The sequence below is a fragment of the Hyalangium sp. genome, from assembly GCF_035629615.1.
Taxonomy (GTDB): domain Bacteria; phylum Myxococcota; class Myxococcia; order Myxococcales; family Myxococcaceae; genus Hyalangium.
Genome location: NZ_DASPHO010000358.1, coordinates 22,808 through 29,489, shown reverse-complemented (window position 1 = coordinate 29,489; position 6,682 = coordinate 22,808). Strand labels below are relative to the sequence as shown.

Below are 6,682 nucleotides of genomic sequence, written 5' to 3'. Positions count from 1 at the left end.
GTTGGTGAGGACATCCACCTCCTGGAGCGCGACGAGAACGGGGGCCTGGCCATTGATGACGCTGGCGATGCTCTCCAGGCTGCTGATCTCGCCGTGCTTGATGTTGTAGGTCATGAACCGCAGGCCCCCGCCGGGAGTGAGGGCCTGGGTGCTCTCAGCCGGGGTGGGGGTCGTCTCAGGCTCGGCGTCCGGAGGTGCGCAGCGGGTGAGGGTGGCGACGAGGGCGAGCGAGAGGACGAGGAAATGGCGTTGACGCATGGAACTCCCGAGAGGGGCTCTGAGCAGGGCTCCGAAGCCTGGAATAAATGAACCAGTGGATTATCGGGAAATCTGCGCCAGCGTTTCCGAGGGAGTTTTCGCCCGGTATAAGGCGCGCATGCCAACCCTTCTTCTTAGCGCGAACGATCTTCGCAACCTCTACACCGTGGAGCTGGGCCTCACCGCGGTGGAGCGTGCCTTCCGGGCGCATGGCCTGGGCGAGGCGCTCATGCCTCCGAAGGTGTACCTCTCGCTGCCGAAGTACGACGGGGACTTCCGGGCGATGCCAGCGTTCTTGGACGGCGCGGCGGGGGTGAAGTGGGTGAACGCGCACCCGCGCAACCCGGAGAAGCACCAGCTGCCGACGGTGCGTGCGGTGTACGTGCTGAGCGATCCGGAGACAGCGTCACCCCTGGCGATCATGGACGGGACGCTGCTGACGGCGTGGCGCACGGGAGCGGCGGGCGGCGTCGCGTCGAAGTACTTGGCGCGTCCAAAGCCGCGCACGCTGGGGCTCGTGGGGTGCGGGGTGCAGGCGCGGGTCCTCATTGACGCGCACCGGGCGCTCTTCCAGGGGCTCGAGCTGCTGCTGGCGGATGCCTCGGAGGCGGCGGCGCAGGCGCTGCAGAGGGAGAAGGGTGGGCGGGTGGTGAGCCTGCAGGAGGCGTCGGGAGCGGACATCGTGTGCACGTCGACGCCGGTGCGCTCACCGGTGGTGAAGCGCGAGTGGGTGCACGCGGGCGCGCACTTCAATGCGATGGGCGCGGACGCACCGGGCAAGCAGGAGCTGGATCCGCGCATCCTGCAGGACGGGCGGATCTTCATCGACGACGAGGAGCAGGCGCTGCACTCGGGCGAGGTGAACGTGCCGCTGCACGACGGTCAGCTCCGGAAGGAGCAGATCGCGGGCACGCTGGGCGAGGTAGTGGCGGGGAAGAAGCCGGGGCGTCAGGGAGACGGGATCACGATCTTCGACTCGACGGGGCTGGCGGTGCAGGACGTGGCGCTGGCGAGGGCGCTCTACGAGGTGGCGCGGGCCAAGGGCGTGGGCCAGATGTTCGATCTCGTGGGCAGCGGGTAGGCAAGGGCTACAGCCCACGCGCTGCGGCGAGCTGGGCCCCCACGTCCTGCAGAGAGGTGGAGCGCTCCACCTCCTGCACCCACTCGGCGGGGATGGCTTCCAGCCCCAGCCGGGCCCCACTGATCGAGCCGGTGATGGTGGCCAGGCTGTCCGAGTCACCATCCGTGTTGACGGCCTCCAGCACCGCGGCGCGATAGTCGTCCGGGTGGCGCCAGAAACAGTAGAGGGCGCTGGCCACGGCCTCCTCGGCCACCCAACCCTCACCCAGCATGGCCGTGGTGAGTACCTGCTCCGGGGGGTGGTTCAGCAGGCCCGGTACCTTGGAGAGACACTGGTCAAAGTCCGGGCTGCGGCCTCCACAGCGGCGCATCATCTCCTCGTACATCTGGGGCGGAGAGACGCCGCGCAGAGCGAGGGCCACCAGCAAAGCGGCCGCGGCGGAGGCCTCGAGCGCCGCAGGGTGCCCATGAGTGAGGAGCGAAGAGTCCCGGGCTACCGACTCCACCTCGTCCAGATCCTCGTAGAAGAGGCCAATGGGGGCCACGCGCATGGCGCTGCCGCAGCCCTTGCTCTCCGCCACGCCTGCCTCTCGCCACGGTACGCCGCGCTCGAGGTTCTCGCAGCCCCGGCCGCAAGTCGCTCCAGGCGCTCGGTTGTTGTCTGGGGAGCGATGCCACGCGACGAAGTGGCGCCCCATCTCCTGCATCAGCGCGTCACGTCCGCCACGGCCGTGAGAGAGGAGTGCCTCGGCCACCGCCAAGGTCATCTGCGTGTCGTCCGTGAAGGTCCCCGGAGGATGATCCGGCCCGATGATGAAGGGACGGGAGAAGCGGGAATCCTTCAAGCGGAGGAAGCCGGTGATGCCCTCGGGGCCCACCTCGCGCAGGAGCTGCACGCGGGTGCGGAACTCGGCCGGGTAGCCCAGTGCGTCCCCCACGGCCAGGCCGGCGATGCAGCCGATGAACTGGGAACGCTTCATGGCCAGGCCTCAGTCCTTGGCGGAGACGTTGAGCTCCGCGAAGAAGTCATTTCCCTTGTCATCCACGACGATGAAGGCGGGGAAGTCCACGACCTCGATCTTCCACACCGCCTCCATGCCGAGCTCGGGGTACTCGAGCACCTCCACCTTCTTGATGCAGTCCTGGGCCAGCCGGGCCGCCGGGCCGCCGATGCTGCCCAGGTAGAAGCCGCCGTGCTTCTTGCACGCCTCCGTCACCGCCTTGGAGCGGTTGCCCTTGGCCAGCATCACCTGGCTGCCGCCCTGCGACTGGAACAGGTCCACGTAGCTGTCCATGCGCCCCGCCGTCGTGGGGCCGAAGCTGCCCGAGGCATAGCCCGCCGGCGTCTTCGCCGGGCCCGCGTAGTACACGGCGAAGTCCTTCATGTACTGGGGCAGGCCCTCGCCCCGATCCAGGCGCTCCTTGATCTTCGCGTGGGCAATGTCGCGTGCGACGATCATCGGCCCGGACAGCGACAGGCGCGTCTTCGTGGGGTAGCGGCTGAGCTCGGCCCGGATGTCCGACATGGGCCGGTTCAGATCGATCTTCACCACCTCGCCGCCGAGCTGCGGGTCCGTCGTCTCCGGCAGGTACTTCGCCGGATCCGTCTCGAGCTGCTCCAGGTAGATGCCGCTCTTCGTGATCTTCCCCAGCGCCTGCCGATCCGCCGAGCAGGAGACGGCGATGGCTACCGGGCAGCTCGCGCCGTGCCGCGGCAGGCGGATCACACGCACGTCATGGCAGAAGTACTTGCCGCCGAACTGCGCGCCAATGCCCATGCGGCGCGTGAGCTGGTGCACCTTCTCCTCCAGCTCCACGTCCCGGAAGCCGCGGCCCAGGTTGCTGCCGCTGACAGGCAGCGTGTCCAGGTAGCGCGCCGAGGCGTACTTGGCGACCTTGAGCGCGTACTCGCCCGAGGTGCCACCCACGACGACGGCCAGGTGGTACGGCGGGCACGCCGCGGTGCCCAGCGAGCGGATCTTCTGATCCAGGAACTTCATCAGGCTGTCCGGGTTGAGCAGCGCCTTGGTCTCCTGGAACAGGTAGCTCTTGTTGGCCGAGCCGCCGCCCTTGGCCATGAAGAGGAACTTGTAGGCGTCGCCCTCGGTGGCATACAGCTCGATCTGCGCCGGCAGGTTGGTGCCGGTGTTAGCCTCCTTGTACATGTCCAGCGGCGCCAGCTGCGAGTAGCGCAGGCTCGTCGTGGTGTACGTCTCGAAGATGCCGCGGGAGATGGCCTCCTCGTCATGGGCGCCGGTGAAGACGTACTGGCCCTTCTTGCCCATGACGATCGCCGTGCCGGTGTCCTGGCAGGAGGGCAGCACGCGGCCCGCGGCGATGTTGGCGTTCTTCAGCAGCTCCAGCGCCACGAAGCGATCGTTCGACGTTGCCTCCGGGTCTTTCAGGATGGAGGCCAGCTGCTCCAGGTGCCCCGAGCGCAGCAGGTGGGCGATGTCGCGCATCGCCTCGCGGGTGAGGAGGGTGAGCGCCTCGGGCTCGACCTTGAGGAAGGTCTTCCCACCGGCCTCGAAGGTGGAGACGAAGTCACTCGTCAGCAGCCGGTACGGGGTGGTGTCCTCGCCCAGCGGCAGCATGTCCTGGTAGGTGAAAGCGCTCACGGTGAGATCCTCGCGAGAGAGGGCTTCCAGTTACCACAGGTCGTGCCGCGATCGCCCTGATGGCAATATTCCATAAGTCCTGCTTTGTCAGTCTTCCATGCTTTGTTGGTTATGCGGGCGATGAGTCTGCTGGGGACGAGGGCGTCCCTGGAGCAAGGAGAACGTATGAAGTTCAAGCGGAGCATTTTGGCGCTGAGCGTGATGGCCCTTGGGGGCTGCGGGTATGAGGCGGGTGAGGGGGCGGTGCAGGAGGCACCGGCCGAGCAGCTGGCCACGCAGAGCAGCTTCCTGCGTGCGAAGGATCAGATCGCGGGCCAGTACGTGGTGGTGCTGAAGGATGCCAAGGCCGGGCTGGCCGCGGCGGGTGTCCAGACGATGGCGCAGGCTCTGGAGGGGCGGCACGCCGTGAAGGCGGAGCGGCTCTTCGAGCACGCGCTGCGGGGCTTCGTGGTGCGCACGAGCGAGGTGCAGGCGCGCGCGCTCGCTGCGGATCCCTCGGTGAAGTACGTGGCGGAGGATGGCTGGGTGTACCCCGACGGCGCGCAGTCGGGCGCCACGTGGGGCATCGATCGCGTGGATCAGCGCGACTTGCCGCTGACGAGCCACTATGCCGCGGGAGCCACGGGCAGCGGGGTGCACGCTTACATCATCGACACGGGCATCCGCGCCAGCCACGCCGAGTTCGGCGGGCGCGTCTCGCTGGACTGGACGGGCGTCTCGGACGGTAACGGTGCCAGCGACTGCAACGGCCACGGTACGCACGTAGCGGGCACCATCGGCGGTGCCACCTATGGCGTGGCCAAGGGCGTGACGCTGCACTCGGTGCGCGTGTTCCCCTGCTCGGGCGGCGCGGCCTGGTCGACGGTGATCGGTGCGGTGGACTGGGTGACGGCCAACCACATCAAGCCAGCGGTGGTGAACATGAGCTTGGGCGGTGGGGCCTACCAGCCGCTGGATGACGCGCTGGACAACTCGATCAACGCGGGGGTGCTCTATGCGGTGGCCGCGGGCAATGGCTCCGGCGCGGATGCGTGCGCCTCTTCGCCAGCCCGGGTTCCCGCGGCCCTCACCGTGGGCTCTACGGACAGCAACGACAGCCGCTCCTCCTTCTCCAGCATCGGTCCGTGCCTGGATCTGTTCGCGCCCGGCGGAGGTATCACCTCGGCATGGTGGAACAGCGACACGGCCACCAACACCATCAGCGGCACCTCCATGGCCACCCCTCACGTGGCGGGGGCGGCAGCGCTGTACATGGAGAAGCACCCGTGGGCCTCGCCGGCGGCAGTGGCCACGTTCCTGACTGGCACCGCGACGCCGAACCGGGTGGGCAACGCCGGGGCGGGCTCGCCCAACCGGCTGCTCTACTCGGGGCTGGGCAACGCTTCTTTGCGTGCATACACGGGGCACTACGTCGTCGCTGAGGGCAGTGGCGGTGGGGGGGTGAACGCCAACCGCACGGCTATCGGACCCTGGGAGAGCTTCACGCTGGTGGATCTCAACGATGGCGCGCTGAACACCGGGGACACCGTCTACCTGCGTGCCGACAGCAGCCACTATGTCGTGGCCGAGGGCGGCGGCAATGGGGTGGTGAACGCCAACCGCACCGTGTCGGCGCAGTGGGAGACCTTCCGCATCTGGAAGCTCAACGGCAGTGGGACGATCTTCAGCGGCGATAGCGTGGCCCTGCAGTCCTACACGGGCCACTGGGTGGTGGCCGAGGGCGGCGGCGGCAGCGCAGTGAACGCCAACCGCACGGCCATCGGTCCCTGGGAGAGCTTCACGCTCATCCTGCAGTAGGAGAGGGCGCCGGCCGGACGTGCTCGGGCCGAACCTGTCTGCTTGTCAGACAGGTTTGGCGCCTGGCGCCATCGACGGCCAGCGCTCTCCTGGTTCGAGCCGGAGCGTGCGTGAAGGCTACGAGTTCTTGTTCCGCATGGCCTTCAGCGCGATCCGGTCAACCAGCCCCGGCGCCACGAGCTTGAGGAACACTCCCACCTTGGCCTTGGTCGTCATCACCAGCTCGCGCTCGCGACGCTCGATGGCGCGGGTGATCTGCGCCACGCAGGTGTGTACGTCCATGGTGTCCCCGCTCTCGACACGCTGGCTCTGCTGCACTTGCTTGCCATCCGGTCCCACCGCACTCGAGCGGATGGGCGTGTCCACGAACCCTGGAGACACCACGAGCACGTCCACTCCCGAGCCCAGCAGCTCCACGCGCAGGGAGTCGAAGAACCCCTGCATGGCGTGCTTGCTCGCTGCGTACGCCGTGCGAGTGGGCACGCCGGTCTTCCCCATGAGCGAGGAGATGGCCACCAGCAGCCCCTTGCGCGTCTTGACGTGGGGCAGGGCGAAGTACGTGCAGTAGACGGCGCTCAGGTAGTTCACCCGCATGAGGCGCTCGTAGAGCGACAGGTCCGTCACCTCGTCGAGCCGGGCCCACATGGTGACGCCCGCGTTGTTCACCAGGAGATCGATGCCGCCGAAGGCCTCCACCGCTCGCTCCACCATGCGCCGGCAGGCCTCCTGATCCGAGACATCCGTCGGCACGCTGAGGGCGCGCCCTCCGGCTTGCTCGCACCGCTTCGCCACCTTGGCGAGCTCTTCCTGCCTGCGTGCCGCGAGCACCAGGTTCGCCCCCCGTGAAGCGAGCACCACGGCGAGCTCCTCTCCGATCCCCGACGAAGCCCCGGTGATGACGACGGTCTTCCCTTGCATGCTGGCCATGC

The 6,682-nt window shown here is 68.0% G+C and carries 6 protein-coding genes; 2 read left to right on the top strand and 4 right to left on the bottom strand.

Annotated features, from left to right (window positions below; translation table 11 throughout):
- The coding region (locus tag VD972_RS18270; RefSeq protein ID WP_414654081.1) for an endonuclease/exonuclease/phosphatase family protein at window positions 1–258 on the bottom strand (258 nt) is incomplete at its 3' end.
- A gap of 118 nt (window positions 259–376) precedes the next feature.
- Between VD972_RS18270 and VD972_RS18265 the strand changes: the two genes are divergently transcribed.
- The gene (locus VD972_RS18265) at window positions 377–1,339 is read left to right on the top strand and encodes an ornithine cyclodeaminase family protein (protein ID WP_324988706.1); all 963 of its coding nucleotides are present in this window, start codon (window positions 377–379) and stop codon (window positions 1,337–1,339) included.
- 7 nt (window positions 1,340–1,346) lie between these two features.
- On the opposite strand, the gene VD972_RS18260 is transcribed toward VD972_RS18265, so the two are convergent.
- A complete protein-coding gene (locus VD972_RS18260; protein ID WP_324988704.1) occupies window positions 1,347–2,318 on the bottom strand; it encodes an ADP-ribosylglycohydrolase family protein in 972 nt (323 codons plus the stop codon).
- Window positions 2,319–2,327: 9 nt separating this feature from the next.
- The gene (locus VD972_RS18255) at window positions 2,328–3,932 is read right to left on the bottom strand and encodes a fumarate hydratase (protein WP_414654082.1); all 1,605 of its coding nucleotides are present in this window, start codon (window positions 3,930–3,932) and stop codon (window positions 2,328–2,330) included.
- Between the two features lie 189 nt (window positions 3,933–4,121).
- Between VD972_RS18255 and VD972_RS18250 the strand changes: the two genes are divergently transcribed.
- Complete coding sequence (locus VD972_RS18250; protein WP_324988700.1) at window positions 4,122–5,753, top strand: S8 family serine peptidase; 1,632 nt, start codon at window positions 4,122–4,124, stop codon at window positions 5,751–5,753.
- Window positions 5,754–5,870: 117 nt separating this feature from the next.
- On the opposite strand, the gene VD972_RS18245 is transcribed toward VD972_RS18250, so the two are convergent.
- On the bottom strand, window positions 5,871–6,680 hold the full coding sequence (locus VD972_RS18245; protein ID WP_324988698.1) for an SDR family oxidoreductase: 810 nt from the start codon (window positions 6,678–6,680) through the stop codon (window positions 5,871–5,873).
- Window positions 6,681–6,682 lie beyond the last annotated feature (2 nt).